This is a genomic window from Enterobacter sp. 01-M-03-SI-ECC (assembly GCF_047530215.1).
Lineage (GTDB): Bacteria > Pseudomonadota > Gammaproteobacteria > Enterobacterales > Enterobacteriaceae > Enterobacter > Enterobacter chengduensis.
Genome location: NZ_JBLKDA010000013.1, coordinates 80,516 through 100,647, shown reverse-complemented (window position 1 = coordinate 100,647; position 20,132 = coordinate 80,516). Strand labels below are relative to the sequence as shown.

General features: G+C 61.8%; 2 protein-coding genes. Both read left to right on the top strand.

The genetic code is table 11. From position 1 onward, the window contains the following. Positions 1-603 precede the first annotated feature (603 nt). On the top strand, positions 604-1,941 hold the full coding sequence (locus ACMWKK_RS13675; RefSeq protein WP_112780281.1) for a TolC family outer membrane protein: 1,338 nt from the start codon (positions 604-606) through the stop codon (positions 1,939-1,941). A gap of 120 nt (positions 1,942-2,061) precedes the next feature. Next, on the top strand, positions 2,062-20,067 hold the full coding sequence (locus tag ACMWKK_RS13670; protein WP_406542815.1) for an Ig-like domain-containing protein: 18,006 nt from the start codon (positions 2,062-2,064) through the stop codon (positions 20,065-20,067). Positions 20,068-20,132 lie beyond the last annotated feature (65 nt).

The following is a 20,132-nucleotide window of genomic DNA, read 5'->3' as shown; positions in this document are numbered from 1 at the left end:
GGTATGAGGAACCCGTTCTGAATGTTAACGATGATGTTATTGTTATGTTTTATTTAACGGTTTGGTTTATGTCACCAGGGTATTGCTATTGTATGGATGTAAAAACTATATTATTTGGATAATGCAGAATTTTATCTCTTTAATTAGTTTTTTAAGCGTTTTTAATTTTAAATATCTCCCTTTGGTTACGTAAACTGACAGTTCTTTGAAAATCTTTGTGTCTGAACCTCTCTGAAATTAACGCAAAAATGTGCAGGGAGCCAATTAAGAATTCTCCTTAGATAACAGGCAGTTTATATGTTTCATCTGAAAGGTCATTTTAAGACTTTTGTCCAGAAACCCCATATTTTTTCTTGCTTGTAACACCACATTAACATTGTGGGTGTAGTGGGCTATACCACATTTTGTTATGCTGCCAACCACTTTAAGAAATAAGTAAATTCTTAATTGAAATAAGACGCGGACAGATCTCATCTCCAATGGAAATGGGTATGGGGAGTATTACCTGAAATTCAGCAAGGATGCGAAATAAGATATTTGTCTAATTATCTATACCTCTTTTTGGGTAATTGCTTCAGTGTCACTCAGAGTCAGGGAGATAACATGACGATATTACGAAAAACGACGTTATGCCGATTTACAGCAGTGATGGCATTCATTTCATTAGCCATAAATTCAGCGTACGCCAATAGCCATCAGGTGGGTATTGCCCCGGTGGCAACAACGACCTTAAAAGAAAGTATTCTTTTTGCTATCGATCGCGATCCGTCAATTAGTCAGCAGGCCGCGCAGCTGGGTATTGGCCAGGCGCAAATAGACGAAGCGCGCAGCGGCTGGATGCCGCAAATATCCTTGAACGGGAGCACGGGGCACAGTCAGACCACCGATTCCAGCGGGTCGCTGAAGAATTCAGCCGCCTGGGGACTGAGCCTGACGCAGCTGTTGTACGATTTTGGCAAGACCAATAACAGCATCAGCCAGTCCTCCGCCAGGCGTGATAGCTACCGCTACCAGCTGATGGGCACGCTTTCGGATGTGGCGGAAAAAACGGCGCTGAGCTATGTCGAGGTCAAACGCTATTCCGATCTGCTGCAGGCAGCAAAAGAGAACGTTCAGGCGCTCAAAAACGTCGAGCAGCTGGCAAAGCTGCGCGCAGACGCGGGCGTGAGCTCCACCTCTGATGAGCTCCAGACCCGCACCCGTATTGCCGGCATGCAGGCGACGGTCGCGCAGTATAACGCTGCCTTAAACAGCGCGCGCGCCAGGCTTGCGGTATTAACAGGGATGCAGGCCGAGGCTTATTCGCCCGTGCCCGCGAATCTTGCCGTGGAGCCGGACTCGCTCAACCGCATAGATTATTCCCTGATCCCGGCGGTGATGGCCGCGCAGAACATGGAGCGTTCGGCCCAGTATGGCGTGGAAACGGCGAAGTCTCAGCACTGGCCGACGTTAAGCCTGAAAGGGGGACGCACCCGTTATGAATCGGACAACCGTTCATACTGGGACGACCAGATCCAGCTCAATATTGACGCACCGCTTTATCAGGGCGGCGCGGTCTCCGCACGCGTGCGGCAGGCGGAAGGGGCACGGGCGATGGCCTCCTCGCAGGTCGATCAGGCGCGCTTCGACGTCCTGCAAAAAGCCTCCGTCGCCCAGGCGGACTGGACCGGCGCGCGGGGAAGAATGGAGGCCGGGAAGCAGCAGCTGGAAAATGCGCTGCGCGCCCGCGATGTTTATAAAAATGAATACACCCTGAGCAAGCGGAGCATAAACGATCTGCTCAGCGTTGAGCAGGATGTCTGGCAGGCCACGTCAGCGAAAATAATCGCCGAGTATGATGGCTGGAGTTCGGCAATTAATTATGCCTCCGCGGTTGATAATTTAATGCCGCTTATTGGAATAGAGAAAAACGCTGCCGCAAAATTACCCGATCTGAGTTAACGATAGACGCGCACAGTCGCAAAAAATAAGTCTGACAATAATGGGTGTTTTTTCCCAGGGATAGCTGCATCCGTCTGGTGGTCATATCCACAGGAATACGTACACCTGCAAGGAGAAGAAATGAGTAACGTAAAGGTTGTTGATGTCATCATTCGCAAAACGGCGGAGAAAACGAAATTAACCGGCGAAGGAAATCTGTCGGTCTCTATTTCGTCGCCGAGCGTGATTGAAATCCAGGGTTCTGCTCAGGACGTGGCGCGCTATGTCCGCCAGGGTAAAGACCTCCTTATTTATATGAAAGACGGCAGCGTGATTCGCTGCAATAACTATTTTGTCGAAGATGCAGAAACGCATAATCAGTCTGAGCTGGTGTTCAACGACCGTCAGGAACTGACGCATATTTCTTTTGCCGATACCGGGGAAGCGTCAGGCGCTGCGGTGACCGAATTAACCGCGCAGGCCACGCCGATTAGCAGCATTCAGCCTTTCCTCGAGCAGGAAAGTCTGTTAAGCGATGCGCCGTGGGGCTGGATTGCGGGGGCGGCGTTAGGCGGCGGCGCCATCGGCGCACTGCTGGCAAACGGCGGTCACGGCGAAACGAAAACTAAAGTCATTGATAATACGAAAGAAGTGGAAAGCGCGACGCCGACTTTCTTGCTGTCGGATAAAGCGGGCGACAGGCAGGGCGTGCTGAGCGCAAATGCGATCACGGACGATAACACCCCAACCTTTAGCGGTACCGGTCAGCCGGGCGCGACCATCCAGATTAAAGACAGCAGCGGCAGCACCATTGCCAGCACCATGGTCGGTAAAGACGGCACGTGGACGGTAATCTTACCGACCCAGGCCGACGGCGCGCACACCTGGTCGGTCGTGCAGATCGACGGCAGTAAAACCACCTCTGCGGGCAGTATTAGCGTCACGGTTGATACCGCGGAAGCCACGATCGCGCTGGCGACCACGGCGGGTGACAACGTCATTAACGCCAGCGAGCAATCCGCGGGCTTTACCCTTTCCGGCACCAGCAAAAACCTGGCGCAGGGCACCGAGCTCACCGTGACGCTGAACGGCAAAACCTACGCGGCGGAAGTGGGTGCGGACGGCGCGTGGCGCGTTAACGTACCGGCGGCAGACGCGCAGGCGCTGGGCGACGGTACCTGGACGGTTAACGTCAGCGGTAAGGACGCGGCGGGTAACACCGTCAGCGGAAGCCAGACGATTGGCGTGGACACCACCGCGCCAACGATCTCCGTCGATACCCTTGCGCAGGACAACATCATTAATGCCGCCGAGCACGGCCAGCCGCTGACCCTGACCGGTAAAACGAATGCGGAAGCCGGACAGATCGTGACGGTCACGCTGAACGGTAAAAACTATAACGCTACGGTGGGCAGCGACGGCACATGGTCCGTCACGCTTGCCGCAAACGACGTACAGGCCCTCAGCGAGGGCAACCACACCCTGACGGTCAACGTTAGCGACAAAGCGGGCAACGGTTCGTCCGTGACGGCAGATTTCACGGTGGACACCACGGCGCCTGTCGTGACTGTCCATACCGTGGCGGGCGACGACATCCTCAACAGCAGCGAGCAGGGCCAGGCGCACGTGATTTCCGGCCTGGCGAGCGGTGCCGCCGCGGGCGATGTGGTGACGGTGACCCTTGGCGGTAAGACCTTCACCGGCGTGGTGCTGGCGGACGGCAGCTGGAGCGTCGGCGTTCCGGCGTCCGTACTGGGCGCGCTGGGCGAAGGAAACCACACGATTTCCGTTTCCGTGACCGACGCGGCGGGCAATACCGGCAGCGCCACGCGCGACATTACGCTGAGCGGGCATCCGCCAGAATTTACGATTGACGCCATCAGCCAGGACAACGTGCTGAATGCCCAGGAGGCGATGCAGCCGCTGAGCCTGACCGGCACCAGCAACCTGCCGGACGGCAGCAGCGTCACCGTGACGCTTAACAACGTCAGCTATCAGGCCACCGTCGAAAACGGTCTCTGGGCGGTCCAGGTGCCGGTTTCCGACGTCCTGAATCTGGCGAACACCCTTTACACCGTCACCGTCAGCGGCACCGACAGCGTGGGCAACAGCGGCTCCGCCGGGGCGAATGTGCTGGTGGATACCGTCCTTCCGCAGGTCATCATCAATACCTTTGCGGGCGACAACCTGGTCAATAACGCCGAAGCGGGCGTCGATCAAATCCTTAGCGGTCGCGTCACCGGCGCGGCGGCGGGCGATACCGTGTCCGTTACCGTTGGCGGCAAAAGCTACACCGCCACGGTGGGCAGCGATCTTACCTGGAACGTCACGATCCCGTCGGCGGATCTTAAGGCGTTTGGCGACGGTGACTTAACCCTCACCGCATCGGTCACCAACGGGCACGGCAACACCGGCACCGGCGAGCGTGACATCAACATCAACGCTGAACTGCCGGGCCTGCGCGTGCACACCATTTCCGGCGATGACGTGATCAACGCCATTGAACAGCAGCAGGATCTGAGCGTCACCGGCTCCAGTACCCATCTGGCCCCGGGCACGCAGATTGTCGTCACCATCAACAACGTTGAGTACGTTACCGCGGTTAACGCCAGCGGCAGCTGGCAGATCGGCGTTCCGGCGGCGGACCTGCAGGCCTGGACGGCGGGCGGCATGACCGTTAGCGTCAGCGCGCAGGACGCCTGGGGGAATACCGTTGCGGCTGAACACCCGATTGAACTCGATCTGAACGCCGTGGCGGTCACCATTGATACCGTTTCCAGCGATGACATGCTCAACGCGGTTGAGAAAGGCAGTGATTTGACCCTTTCCGGCCAGACGCAGGGCGTGGAAGCGGGGCAGACCGTGGTGGTGAAATTCGCCGACCAGACCTTCACCACGCAGGTGCAGCAGGACGGCTCCTGGAGCCTGACCGTGCCCGCCAGCGCCATGGAGACCCTGATCGACGGGCGCGCGCAGGTGAGCGTCAGCGTCACTAACGTGAATGGCAACAGCGCCGACGCGTCGCGCGTGGTCACGGTGGATACGCAGCCGCCCGCGATTACGCTCGATAACCTGACCGCCGATAACATCATCAATGCGGCCGAAGCGCAGCAGGATTTACTGTTGAGCGGCAGCAGCAGCGCGGAACCGGGCCAGACGGTTACCGTAACGCTGAACGGCAAAACCTATCAGACCACGGTCCAGACGGACGGCACCTGGCAGCTGAGCGTCCCGGCGGCAGACGTCGGCGCCCTGACGGATGGCATCGTGACCGTGACGGCCACCGTCAGCGACGTGGCGGGCAACACCAGCAGCGCCGATCGCGTGGGACTGGTGGACGCCACCGTACCGCAGGTGACCATTAACGACTTTGTCACCCACAGCAACACCGTAAACCAGCTCGCCCATGCACAGGCACAAATTCTGAGCGGCTCCGTCACCGGCGCCGCTGCGGGCGATCTTGTGACCGTTACCCTCAACGGCACGGATTACACCACCGTGGTAGACGCGGCGGGGAACTGGAGCCTTGGCCTGCCGGCGTCCGTCGTGCAGGGGCTGGCAGACGGGACCTGGACAATCGACGTCTCCGTAACCGACAGATCCGGCAATACCGGAAGCAGTTCGCTGGATGTGGTGGTGAATACCGTGACGCCTGTCATCGGTATCAACACGGTGGCGGCGGATGACGTGATCAATGCGACCGAGAAGGGCGAAGATCTGCTGCTCTCCGGCACCAGCAACCAGCCGGAAGGCACAACCATTACGGTAACCCTGAACGGCATTCAGTACGCGGCCACCGCTGACGCCAGCGGCAGCTGGAGCGTGACCGTACCGGCGGCTGCGGTAAGCGCGCTGGGCGAAGCGAATTACACCGTGACGGCGAACGTCACCGACAGCGTGGGCAACAGCGCCTCAGCCTCACACAGCGTGCTGGTGGACAGCTCCCTGCCGGTGGTGACCATCGACACGCTGGCGGGCGACAATATCGTTAACGCGGCGGAAGTGGCGGCCGGGCAAACCCTGACCGGTAAAGTCGCGAATGCGGCTTCAGGTGACACTGTCACCATTATCCTCGGCGGTCAGACATACACCACAACCGTGCAGGACGATCTGACCTGGAGCCTGCCGTTAAGCGAGAGTCAGCTAACCGCCCTCGGCAACGGCGAACTCACCGTATCGGCCAGCGTCACCAACGCGCACGGCAATACCGGATCTTCTTCTCTCGACTTCACCATCGACGCCGAGCTTCCGGGCCTGCGTATTGACACCGTGGCGGGCGATGACGTGATTAACATCATCGAACACGGTCAAAACCTCATTGTGTCCGGTACCAGCACCGATCTGGCGGCGGGCAGCACCGTGACCGTGACCATCAACGGCAACACCTATTCCGCAACGGTGCTGGCGGACGGCAGCTGGCAGGCGGCCGTCCCGGCAGCGGACGTTTCGCAGTGGGCGGACGGTCCGCTGGATATTAAGGCCAGCGCGCAGGATATCTCCGGCAACCCGGTGACCATCGGCACCGTCATTGACGTCGATCTTGCGCCTGTCGCCGTCAGCATCAACAGCGTAACCGACGACAACGTGCTCAACGCGGCGGAAAAAGGTCAGGATCTGGTGCTGTCCGGCACCACCTCCAACGTTGAAGCGGGCCAGACCGTGACCATCACCTTCGCAGGTAAAACGTATACCACGACGGTGGATGGCAGCGGCGACTGGACCTGGACCGTTCCGGCAGCCGATCTGAGCGGCCTGAAGGACGGCGACGCCCGCGTGCAGGTGAGCGTCAGCAACGTGAACGGCAACGGGGCGTCCTCGGTGCAGGAGTTCAGCGTCGATACCGCCGCGCCGACGGTGACCATTAACACCATCAGCGGTGACAACATGCTGAACGCGGCCGAAGCGGCGCAGGATCTGACCCTGAGCGGTACGTCTACTGCTGAACCCGGCCAGACGGTGACCGTGACCTTCAACGGCAATCAGTACACCGCGCAGGTGCAGGCGGACGGAACCTGGACGCTCGACGTTCCGGCGGCGGATATGGCAGGCATTACCGACGGCAGCGCGGCGGTCACGGCGAGCGTGTCCGACAAGGCAGGTAACCCGGCGAGCGCGGGCTCCTCGGTGCTGGTTGACACCACCGTACCGCAGATTACCTTCAACATCGTTGCGGGCGACGACGTCGTGAACATTGCCGAGCACGGCCAGGCGCTGATCGTCTCCGGTAAGGTGACGGGCGCGCAGGCGGGCGACGTGATTACCGTGACCCTGAACGGCAAAGACTACTCCGCGATGCTGGACGCGTCCGGCAGCTGGAGCGTAGGCGTTCCTGCGGCGGACGTGGGCGCGCTGGCTAATGGTAACCAGACGATCTCCGCGACCCTGACCGATAAGGCCGGTAACAGCACCACCGAGACGCATGAGTTTGACGTCTCCCTGACCGCGCCGGTGATTGCCATCAATACCCTGGCGGTTGACGACGTGATCAACGCCACCGAGAAAGGCCAGGATCTGCTGGTATCCGGTACCAGCAACCAGCCGGACGGTACCACCATTACGGTGACCCTCAACGGCATCAGCTACACGGCCACCACAGACGCGAGCGGGAACTGGAGCGTGACCGTACCGGCGGCGAACGTCTCTGCCCTGGGCGAAGCGAGCTACGCCGTGACGGCAAGCGTGACCGATGCCGCAGGGAACAGCGCGAGCACCGGCCATAACGTACTGGTCGACAGCGCGCTGCCGCAGGTTACCATCAACCCAATCGCCACGGATGACGTCATTAACGCAGCGGAAGTGGCTGCCGGGCAGACCCTGAGCGGCAAAGTGAGCGGCGCGGCGAGCGGTGACACTGTCACTGTTTCTATCGGTGGAAATACCTATACGGCGACGGTGCAGGACGATCTGAGCTGGTCGGTCAAGGTGCCGTCCGCGGTCCTCACCGCCATCGGTAACGGCGATCTGACGGTGTCCGCCAGCGTCACCAACGGCCACGGCAACACCGGCACCGGCGAGCGCGACATCACCATTGATGCCAACCTGCCGGGCCTGCGCGTCGATACCGTCGCGGGCGACGATGTGATTAACAGCATCGAACATACGCAAAACCTGATTATCACCGGCTCCAGCGACGGGCTGGCGAGCGGCTCCGCGCTGACGGTGACCGTCAACGGCAAAACCTACGCGGCCACCGTGCTGGCGGACGGCACCTGGACGGCGGCCATTCCGAAGGCAGACGTCAGCGCGCTGAATGCGGGCACGGTCACCGTGACGGTGGAAGGCCAGAGCACGGCGGGCAATCCGGTTTCCATCAGCCATGACGTGAAGGTGGATCTGGCCGCGGTCGCCATCAGCATTGACGCGATTGCTTCTGACGACGTGATTAACGCGGCGGAAAAAGGCGCGGACCTGGTGCTGTCCGGCTCGACCACCAACGTGGAAGAAAACCAGACCGTTACCATCACCTTCGGCGGCAGGTCGTACACCGCGACGGTGGATGCCAGCGGCAACTGGACGGCGACCGTACCGGCTGCCGATCTTGGCGGCCTGAAGGACGGCGATGCCAGCGTGCAGGTGAGCGTCAGCAACGTGAACGGCAACAGCGCCTCGGCGGGCCGCGAGTACAGCGTGGACGCGACAGCGCCGACGGTATCTATCGAGATCGTCAGCGACAACAACATCATCAACGCGGCCGAGGCGCAGCAGGATCTGCTGATTAATGGCACGACCAACGCCGAAGCGGGCCAGACGGTGACGGTAACGCTGAACGGCAAAGACTACACCACCACCGTAGAGGCAAACGGCAGCTGGAGCGTGACCGTGCCGTCCGCGGATCTGAGCGGGATTACCGACGGCAACTACACCATCAGCGCCGCTGTTGCGGACAAAGCGGGCAACCCGGCCTCCGCGGATCGCGACGTGCTGGTCGATACTACCGTTCCGCAGCTGACCATTCACACCGTGTCCGACGACGACGTGATCAACAGCGTCGAGCATGCGCAGGCGCTGATTGTCACCGGTTCCGTGACCGGTGCGGCGGCGGGCGATGTGGTCACCGTGACGATCAACAATAAATCGTACACCGCCACCCTGGATGCCTCCGGCAGCTGGAGCGTGGGCGTGCCTGCGGCGGACGTAACCGCGCTGGCCGCAGGCGATTACACCATCACCGCGGCGCTGACCGACAAGGCGGGCAACAGCAACAGCACCACGCACAGCGTGGAGGTCAACCTGAGCGCGCCGGTGCTGACCATTGACACCGTGTCCGGTGACGATGTGATCAACAGTACAGAGAAAACCCAGGCACTGACGATCTCCGGTACGGCTTCCGGCCTGGCTACAGGCGCGGTGGTGACCGTGATGCTGAACGGCAAGGCGTACAGCGCGAAGGTGGATGACAGCGGGAAGTGGACCACCACGGTTCCGGCGGACCAGGTCGGTCAACTGGGTGAAGCGCTTTACACCGTTACCGCGTCAGCAACGGACGGCGTTGGCAACAGCACCAGTACCTCTCATACCGTGAACGTCGAGTCCGTACTGCCGGGTGTCATTATCAACACCGTGGCGGGCGATGACGTCATTAACGCGGCTGAGCTGGCGGCAGGCCAGAGCATCAGCGGCTCGGTAGTCAATGCCGAAGCAGGCAACACGGTTACCGTGACTCTCGGAGGCAAAACGTATACCGCAACGGTGCAGAGCGATCTCACCTGGTCCGTTAGCGTGACGCAAGCCGAACTGACGGCGCTGGGCAACGGCGAGCTGACGGTTTCAGCCAGCGTCACCAACGGCGTGGGCAACAGCGGCTCCGCTGAGCGCGATATCACTATCGACGCTAGCCTGCCCGGGCTGCGCGTCGATACCGTCGCGGGCGACGACGTGATCAACAGCATCGAACATAATCAAAACCTGATTATTACGGGTACAAGCGACGGGCTGACGACGGGCACGGCGCTGACCGTGACCGTAAACGGCAAAACCTATGCGGCGACCGTCCTGGCGGACGGCACCTGGACAGCGGCGATCCCGGCGGCAGACGTGGGTGCCCTGGCGGCAGGCACGGTGACCGTGACCGTTTCAGGCCAGAGCAGTGCGGGTAATCCGGTCTCTATCGATCATGATGTGAAGGTCGATCTGGCCACCGTTGCCGTGAGCATCGACGTGATTGCCGCCGACGACGTGATTAACGCGGCCGAGAAGGGCGCGGATCTGGTGCTTTCCGGTACCACCGCTAACGTGGAGGAGAACCAGACCGTCAGCATTATTTTCGCGGGCAAGAGCTATACCGCGACCGTCGGCGCCGACGGCAAATGGTCCACCACGGTGCCGGCGGCCGATCTTTCAGCCCTCAAAGACGGCGATGCCAGCGTGCAGGTAAGCGTGACCAACGTGAACGGCAACAGCGCCTCGGCGGGCCGCGAGTACAGCGTGGACGCCACCGCGCCGACCGTGACCATCAGCACTATCGCGGGCGATGACGTTCTGAACGCGGCTGAAGCGAAGAGCGATCTGACCGTATCCGGCACCAGCACCGCCGAAGCGGGCCAGACCGTGACCGTCTCCCTGAACGGCAAGGACTACACCACGACCGTCGGCGCAGACGGCAGCTGGACGCTGACCGTACCGGCGGCGGATCTGGCAGGATTAACCGACGGCAGCGTAACCGTCACCGCATCGGTCAGCGATAAAGCGGGTAACCCGGCGTCCGTGGATCACAACCTGACGGTAGATCTCACCGCGCCAGCGGTGACCATCAACACCGTTGCGGGCGACGACGTGATTAACATCGCCGAGCACGCGCAGGCGCAGATCGTCAGCGGCTTCGCCACCGGCGCGGCGGCGGGTGATAAGGTCACCGTCACCCTCGGCGGTCAGACGTACACCACCGTGCTGGACGCGGCGGGCAACTGGAGCGTGGGCGTACCGGCGAGCGTGATTTCCGCGCTGCAGGACGGCACCGTGACCGTTACGGCGTCCGTCACCGACGCGGCGGGCAATACCGGCAGCTTCAAACATGACGTCACCGTCGACACCGGCCTGCCGTCCGTCGGCTTCAACGCCCTCAGCGGCGATAACGTGCTGAACGCGGTGGAAAAAGGCCAGGATCTGAACGTGAGCGGCACCAGCGCCAACCTGGCGGAAGGCACCGTGGTGACCGTAACCCTGAACGGCAAGCAGTACACCGCGACCACGGCGGCGGACGGCTCCTGGAGCCTGACCGTTCCGGCTGCGGATCTGTCGGGTCTGGGCGAAGCGAATTACACCCTGAGCGCGACCGCCACCAACGGCGTGGGCAACAGCGTCAGCAACACCGCAAACCTGCTGGTGGATACCGCGCTGCCGACCGTCATCATCAACACCGTGGCGGGCGATAACGTCATCAACGCGGCGGAAGTGGCCGCGGGCCAGATCGTTAGCGGCAGGGTAACGAACGCGGAAGCGGGCAACACCGTGACCGTGACGATTGGCGGCAACAGCTACACCGCGACGGTGCAGAGCGATCTGACCTGGTCCGTAAGCGTGCCGTCTGACGTGCTGACCGCGCTGGGCAACGGCAGCCTGAGCGTGACGGCGACCGTCACCAACGGCCACGGTAATACCGGTTCCGGCGAGCGCGAGATCGCTATCGACGCTAACCTGCCGGGCCTGCGCGTGAATACCGTGGCGGGCGACGACGTGATCAACAGCATTGAACATGCGCAGAACCTGATCGTCACCGGCACCAGCGACGGGCTGGCGGCAGGCACGGCGCTGACCGTCACCGTGAACGGCAAAGACTACGCGGCCACGGCGCTGGCGGACGGCACCTGGAGCGCGGCAATCCCGTCCACCGACGTGAGCGCGTGGCCGGAAGGCACCGTGAAGATCGGCGTCACCGGCGACAGCGCGGCGGGTAACCCGATTACCATCAGCCACGATGTGACGGTGGATCTGGCGACCGTTGCCATCAGCATCAACGCCATCGCTTCAGACGACGTGATCAACGCCGCGGAGAAAGGCGCGGATTTGGTGCTGTCCGGTGCGACCACCAACGTGGAAGCCGGGCAGACCGTGACCCTGAGCCTGAACGGCAAGGTCTACACCACCACCGTCGATGACGGCGGCAACTGGACGTATACCGTACCGTCTGCGGATCTGGCACACCTTAAGGACGGCGACGCCAGCGTGCAGGTGAGCGTCACCAACGTGAACGGCAACAGCGCATCGGCGGGCCGCGAGTACAGCGTGGACGCCACCGCGCCGACCGTGACCATCAGCACGATCGCGGGCGATGACGTTCTGAACGCGGCCGAAGCGAAGAGCGATCTGACCGTATCCGGTACCAGCACCGCCGAAGCGGGCCAGACCGTGACCGTCTCCCTGAACGGCAAGGACTACACCACGACCGTCGGCGCGGACGGCAGCTGGACGCTGACCGTACCGGCGGCGGATCTGGCAGGATTAACCGACGGCAGCGTAACCGTCACCGCATCGGTCAGCGATAAAGCGGGTAACCCGGCGTCCGTGGATCACAACCTGACGGTAGATCTCACCGCGCCAGCGGTGACCATCAACACCGTTGCGGGCGACGACGTGATTAACATCGCCGAGCACGCGCAGGCGCAAATCATCAGCGGCTCCGCCACCGGCGCGGCGGCGGGCGATAAGGTCACCGTTACCCTCGGCGGCCAGACGTACACCACCGTGCTGGACGCGGCGGGGAACTGGAGCGTGGGCGTACCGGCGAGCGTGATTTCCGCGCTGCAGGACGGCACCGTGACCGTCACGGCGTCCGTCACCGATGGCGCGGGCAACACCGGCAGCTTCAAACATGACGTCACCGTCGACACCGGCCTGCCGTCCGTCGGCTTCAACGCCCTCAGCGGCGATAACGTGCTGAACGCGGTGGAAAAAGGCCAGGACCTGAGCGTGAGCGGCACCAGCGCCAACCTGGCGGAAGGTACCGTGGTGACCGTAACCCTGAACGGCAAGCAGTACACCGCGACCACGGCGGCAGACGGCACCTGGAGCCTGACCGTTCCGGCAACGGATCTGTCGGGTCTGGGCGAAGCGAATTACACCCTGAGCGCGACCGCCACTAACGGCGTGGGCAACAGCGTCAGCAACACCGCAAACCTGCTGGTGGATACCGCGCTGCCGACCGTCACCATCAACACCGTGGCGGGCGATAACGTCATCAACGCGGCGGAAGTGGCCGCGGGCCAGATCGTTAGCGGCAGGGTAACGAACGCGGAAGCGGGCAACACCGTGACCGTGACGATTGGCGGCAACAGCTACACCGCGACGGTGCAGGACGATCTGACCTGGTCCGTGAGCGTGCCGGAGTCCGTCCTGACGGCCCTGGGCAACGGTGATTTGACGGTGTCGGCGACCGTGACCAACGGCCACGGCAACACCGGCGTGGGCGAACGCGAAATCGTTATAGACGCCAGCCTGCCGGGCCTGCGCGTGGATACCGTGGCGGGCGACGATGTGATCAACAGCATCGAACACGGTCAGAACCTGATCGTCACCGGCACCAGCGACGGGCTGGCGGTGGGAACCACGCTCACCGTGACCGTCAATGGCAAAACCTATGCGGCCTCCGTGCTGGCAGACGGCAGCTGGACGGCAGCGATCCCAGCAGCAGACGTTGGGGCGCTGGCAGCAGGTACGGTCACCGTTACCGTTGCGGGCCAGAGCACCGCAGGCAACCCGGTGACCATCAGCCATGACGTGACCGTCGATCTGTCTGCGGTCGCGGTGAGCATTGATGCGATTGCGACCGATGACGTGATTAACGCGGCGGAAAAAGGCGCGGATCTGGTGCTTTCGGGCAGCACGTCAAACGTGGAGGAAAACCAGACCGTCACCATCACCTTCGCCGGTAAGACCTACACCGCGAAAGTGGATGCCGACGGTAACTGGACGGCAACCGTGCCTTCCGCGGATCTGGCGGGCCTCAAGGACGGCGATGCCAGCGTGCAGGCGAGCGTGACCAACGTGAACGGCAACAGCGCCTCGGCGGGCCGCGAGTACAGCGTGGATGCCACCGCGCCAGCCGTGACCATTGATACGGTCGCGGGCGATAACGTCATCAACGGCAGCGAAGCGTCCGCAGGGGTGGCCATCTCCGGCACCACCACGGCGGAAGCCGGACAGACGGTCACCGTGACGCTGGGCGGTAAGAGCTACACCGCGCAGGTGCAGCAGGGCGGAATCTGGAGCGTGAACGTGCCGGGCGCAGACCTCTCGGCACTGGCGGATAACGGCTACACCGTGCAGGTCAGCGTGAGCGACGCCGCGGGCAACCCGGGCAGCGCGGGCAAAGCGATTACGCTTGATACCACGCCGCCGACCGTCAGCTTTAACGTGGTGGCGGGCGATGACGTCATCAACAGCGTGGAGCACGGCCAGGCGCAGATCGTCAGCGGCACGGCAAGCGGCGCGAACGTCGGGGATAAAGTGGTGATCGCTGTCGGTTCGAACCAGTACACCACCACCGTTGACGCCAGCGGCAACTGGAGCGTAGGCGTTCCGGCCAGCGTGGTTTCAGCCTTGACCGACGGCACCGTGACGCTGAGCGCGACCATTACCGACAGCGCGGGCAACAGCAGCACCCAGACCCACGACGTGGTGGTCAACACCGCCTCCGTGGCGCTGACGGTGGACACTCTTAGCGGCGATGACGTCATTAACGCGGCTGAAGCGGGCAACGCGCTGGTGATTAACGGCTCCAGCGCTCAGTTCGCCAGCGGAACCGTGGTCACCGTGACCCTGAACGGCAAGACCTACACCGCCACCATTCAGAGCGACGGCAGCTGGACGACTACCGTGCCGGCCGCCGACGTAGGCGCGCTGGCCGACGGCACGCGCTATCAGGTGTCTGTGTCTGCGCAGGACAGCGCGGGCAACAGCGCCTTGGCAACGCACGACATCAGCGTGGATACTACCGCGCCGGTGGTGAGCATTGCGACGCTGTCGGGCGACGACATGCTGAACGCGCTTGAAGCCCAGCAGCCGCTGACGGTGCGCGGTTCTTCCAGCGCGGAGGCGGGTCAGACCGTCACCGTAACGCTGGGCGGCAAAAGCTACACTGCGCTTGTTGGCAGCGACGGGACGTGGACGCTGGACGTACCGGCGGCAGATCTGGCTGCCCTGAGCCAGGGCGCGCTGACGGTGACCGCATCGGTCAACGACAAAGCCGGTAACAACGGACAGACGACGCACACCTTAACGGTGGACACCGTCGCGCCGACCGTGACCATCAGCACCGTGGCCGATGACGATATCGTTAACAACGCCGAGCAGCTGGCGGGCCAGACCATCAGCGGTACCACCACGGCGGAGCAGGGCCAGACGGTGACCGTCTCCTTCAACGGGCACAGCTATCAGGCGACCGTCGGGGCGGACGGATCGTGGTCGGTCTTCGTGCCGGGCCGTGATTTCCTCGGCCTGAGCGACGGGGATTACACCATCACCGCGTCGGTAAGCGATAAGGCGGGCAACCCGGGCAGCGCGACGCACGACGTGACGCTGAACGGTGACGTCCCAACCATCACCATCAACACCTTTGCGCAGGACGATATCGTCAACGCGGCCGAACACGGCACGCCGCTGGTCATCAGCGGCACCACCGACGCGCCTGCGGGCCAGACGGTGACCATTACGCTTAACGGTAAAACCTATACGGCGACCGTGCAGAATGACGGCAGCTGGCGCTACACGATGGGTAGCGCGGACGTGAGCGCGCTGGCGGACGGCGGTGCGTACGTGATTAACGCCCAGGTCAGCAACGCCATCGGCAATAGCGCCAGCGATAACCACACCGTTACCGTGGATCTGACCGCGCCGTCGATGGGGATTAGCATCGATTCGCTGCAAAACGATACCGGCCTGAGCGCGAGTGATTTCATCACCAACGACAGCCAGGTTGTGGTCAACGGCTCCCTGACCGCGCAGCTCGGCAATAACGAGAAGGCGCAGATCAGCCTCGACGGCGGCACCACCTGGATTGACCTGACCGTCACCGGCACCACCTGGCGCTACGCGGACGGCCGCACCCTGAGCGACGGAACGTATCAGTATCAGGTGCGGGTGATCGATAACGCGGGCAACGTGGGGGCAACGGACAGCCAGGACGTGGTGATTGACCTGACGAAGCCAGCGGCAGGCACCATTACGGTCGACTCCATCACCCAGGATACCGGTCTGTCCGACAGCGACTTCATCACCAGCGACAACCAGATCAGCCTGAAAGGGACGCTCGGCGCGGCGCTGGGCAGCGGCGACCACGCGCAGATCAGCCTCGACGGCGGCGTCACCTGGACCGACGTCAGCGTCAGCGGGCTGAGCTGGACGTATGTCGATGGCCGCACGCTGGCCGACGGTGATTACAACTACCAGCTGCGCGTGATCGACGACGCGGGGAATATCAGCGCCACCGCCAGCCAGGTGGTGACCATTGATACCGTCGCGCCGGACGCCAGCAAAACGATCGCTATCGACCGCATCAGCGACGATACCGGCCTGAGCAGCAGCGACTTTATCACCAACGATACGTCCCTGACGCTGCACGGCTCGCTCGGCGCGACGCTGGCCGACGGCGAGTACGCCCAGATCAGCATCGACGGCGGCGTGACCTGGCAGAACGTCATCGTCACCGGCAACACCTGGTATTACGTGGATGGCCGCACGCTAGGTAACCAGACCTATGACTACTACGTTCGGGTAGTGGATGCGGCGGGCAACGTGGGGGCCAGCGCCCATCAGCAGGTGACCGTCGATACGATTGCTCCGGATGCGGCCATTACGGTGACCGTGGATAACATTACCGTCGATACCGGCTTCGACAACAATGACTTCCTGACCAGCTCGACCTCGTACACGCTGCACGGCACGCTCGGCGCCGGGCTGGGTGCGGGAGAGTATGTTCAGGTGAGCATGGACGGCGGCACCACCTGGGTATACGCCACCGTCAGCGGTACCCAGTGGAGCTACAGCGATACGCGTACCCTGTCAGACGGTAGCCATAACTACCAGGTACGGGTTGTTGACCAGGCGGGTAACGTCGGGGCGACCACCTCGCAGGCGGTGACGGTGGATACGCAGGCGCCGCAGTACGGCATCACCATCGACAGCATCAGCGAAGACACCGGCCAGTCCGGGAGTGATTTCATCACCATGGACACCACGCTGACCATCAACGGCTCGCTGGGCAACGCGCTGGCAAACGACGAGCGCGTCCAGATAAGCCTCGATGGCGGGAATACCTGGTCCGACGCCACGGTTACCAACCAGCGCTGGATCTATACCGACACCCGCGATCTGGCGGACGGTGACTACACCTACCAGGTGCGGATCATCGACCAGGCAGGCAACGTCGGCTCTACCGCGTCGCAGGTGGTGACGGTAGATACGACGCCGCCAACCACGGTGGGCACAGTCGTGAGCTATACCGACGGTGAAGGCGAGCGTCAGGGCACCTTTGGCAGCGCGCTGGCCACCGACGATAACTCGCCGCTGATCAACGGGACGCTTAACCGCGCCCCGGACGATGGCGAGATCGTACAGCTTTACCGTGACGGGATTCTGCTCGGCCAGGTGACCATGAACGGCAGCGCAAGCTGGTCCTTCCAGGACAACGGCCTGAGCGACGGAAATCACACCTACATTGTGCGCGTCACCGACAGGGCCGGAAACTACACGGAATCCGACGGCTTTGTGCTGAACGTCGACACCAGCATCCCGACCACCAGGGCGGCGATTACCGCGCAGACCACGTCGGATACCACGCCGATCGTCAGCGGTACCGTCTCCGCTGACCTGGTGAACGGTGAATACCTGGTGGTGACGGTGAACGGTAAAACCTACACCTCCCAGACGGGCGGTGCGGTGGTGGTCGATCCGGATCACAACACCTGGTATCTGCAGATCCCGGACAGCGACGCGCTGAACGTGGCGAGCTACAGCGTAACGGCGCAGGTGAAGAGCAGCGCGGGTAACGGGAATACCACCGGCACCGCGACCGGCAGCCTGGTGATTGACACCACTTCGGTGAATACCGACTGGGCAACCGCGGCGGGGAACAGCAACAACTCCACCATGACCCTCGGCATGAACAGTAGCGGTCTGTGGAATATCATTGCGAACGGCCAGTCGTACTCCAGCAGCGACAGCTCGACCTATGCCGGCAATACGCTGACCAACACCCGTAACTACTACGTGGTGAGCCAGACCGCCGCCGACTTTGACCGTAACGGCACGCAGGACATTTTCGCCACGGAGAACACCTACGGTGGCTCCACTCAGGTGATGTGGACCTACGATGGCAGTACCTATAACGCCAGCCAGCTGGCGGTGGGTACCACCATCTGGTACGGCGGGGTGATCGCGTACGACAAAACCGGTGATGGCTATCTGGATCTGGCCTACGGCGATGCGGGTGCAGACTCCATTACCTACCTGATCAACAACAAAGGCGTACTGTCGCCGGATGGAACTAACGGCGGCGCAGGTTTCTGGGGGCAATTCACCACCATGCGTGAAATCTCCGGCGTTGACCTTAACAACGACGGCACGGTGGATATTGTTCAGCATACCAACCGCAGCGGCGCGTACTCGTTAACCGTGATTAACAACAACGGCAACGGCACGCTCTCTATTGGCCAGAACCTGACCAACGTGTTTGTGGCGAACGCCTCGAACACCACCACGGCGGCATCCATGACGTGGGCGGACTTCAACGGCGACGGCTACATGGATTTGTACCTGGGCAGCAGCTACAACAACAACGGCGGGGTGATCTACTACAACGACGGCACCGGTAAGCTCTCTACCACCAAGAGCGCGGTGGAAGCCTCTAACGCGTCGGCGGGGTATCTTTCGGTGGCGGTGGACTGGAACGGTGACGGGCAGATGGACATCATCAAGCTCAGCACCTACGGCGGTTCGCAAACGGCGACCCTGTTCACCAACAACGGGTACGGTTCCACCTGGACCTCCAGCCAGCTGGCGTCCGGTATTGCCTACGCCACCGGCGTGGCGGCCGTAGACTACAACTGGGACGGCGCGAAGGATCTGCTGGTCTCTCAGCAGAACGGCAAGGTTGTGCTGGTCCAGAACAGCAAAACCATTGCGGACGGTACCGCGATGCATCTGCACATTGTCGATAGCGAGGGCATCAACGCCTACTACGGCAACACGGTCAACCTGTATAACGCCGCGGGCGTGCTGGTTGCCTCGCAGATCATCAACGCCCAGTCCGGTATCGGATCGAACGATACCTCCGCGCTGGTGAGCTTCTACGGGCTGGATCCGAAGGAGACCTACTCGGCGGAGATTGTGAAGATCGCCAACGGGGTGTCGGATAACGTCACCTGGAGCGATCTGGTAGCGGGCAACGGCAAAGAGGGCTACGTCCTGACGGCCGAAGCGGCCACCGGCGGTCACAGCGGAACGATCACCGGGACCGGGTATAACGACACCTTTATTGCGGAGAATGGCACCTATACCTACAACGGATCCGGCGGCTGGAATACCCATTCCGACTACGACACCTGGAGCAACACCGGTGGGATGGACGTGGTGGATTACCGCAATGCGACCTCCGGCGTGACCGTTGACCTGCGCCTTTCAACCGCGCAGGACACCGGCTTCGGGACCACGCGTCTGTTGAACATTGAAGGCATTAACGGCTCGGACTTCGACGATGTGATTACCGGCAACAGCGCCGATAACCGTTTCGAAGGCCGCGGCGGGAATGACACCTTCAATATCGGCAGCGGCGGTCACGATACGTTGCTCTACAAGCTGATCAACGCCTCGGACGCAACGGGCGGTAACGGTCACGACGTGGTGAATGGCTTTACCGTCGGCACCTGGGAAGGAACGGCGGACACGGATCGCATTGACCTGCGCGATCTGCTCTCCGGCAGCGGCTATACGGGCACGGGCTCCGCGAGCTATGTGAACGGCGTGGCCACGCTGGACAGCAGCGCGGGCAATATCAGCGACTACATCCGCGTGGTGCAGAACGGCAGCAATACCGAAATTCAGGTTGACCTGGACGGTACCGGCGGTCAGTTCTCGCCGACCACCCTGGTGACGCTGAACGGCGTGCAGACGGATCTGGCAACGTTGCTGGCTAACCATCAGCTGTTAATTGCGTAAAACAACGCCGCGGGGAGCGATCCCCGCGGCCTTTTGCGTTTCTTTACATAAACGGCAATAACCCT

What these genes read in the sequence shown, in the direction of transcription:
- ACMWKK_RS13675 (WP_112780281.1), top strand. Translation starts at nt 604, where the DNA reads ATGACGATATTACGAAAAACGACGTTATGCCGATTTACAGCAGTGATG.
- ACMWKK_RS13670 (WP_406542815.1), top strand. Translation starts at nt 2,062, where the DNA reads ATGAGTAACGTAAAGGTTGTTGATGTCATCATTCGCAAAACGGCGGAG.